The organism is Azospirillum oleiclasticum, from assembly GCF_013423485.1.
GTDB lineage: Bacteria > Pseudomonadota > Alphaproteobacteria > Azospirillales > Azospirillaceae > Azospirillum > Azospirillum oleiclasticum.
The window spans coordinates 1-303 of record NZ_JABFFR010000126.1 but is presented as its reverse complement, the minus strand read 5'-3'; the positions used below and the strand labels follow the sequence as shown (position 1 = coordinate 303).

At 71.3% G+C, this 303-nt stretch carries 1 protein-coding gene; it reads right to left on the bottom strand.

What is annotated here, in order from left to right; translation table 11 throughout:
- Positions 1-234: adenine nucleotide alpha hydrolase family protein (locus HL658_RS36570; protein WP_484463075.1), on the bottom strand; the 234-nt coding region annotated here is incomplete at its 3' end.
- Positions 235-303 lie beyond the last annotated feature (69 nt).

The window sequence follows — 303 nt, the reverse complement described above, 5'->3', positions numbered from 1 at the left end:
GATCAGCGCCGCCAGCGGCTCCGCCAGCGCGTGGGCGTAGGCGGCGTCATCCGCCAGCAGAACCTTGGACACGCCGGCCACCTTCGCCGCCGCGTCGGCCGCGGCCTTGGCGCCGGACCCGGCAACGAGAACATGGATCGAGCCGCCAATCTTGGCGGCGGCGGCGACGGTGTGCAGCGTCGCGGGCTTCAGCGCCGCGCCGTCGTGCTCGGCAAGGACGAGGATGTCGGCCATGGTCAGATCACCCGCGCTTCGGTCTTCAGCTTGTCAACCAGGGTCGCCACGTCCGGCACCTTGATGCCG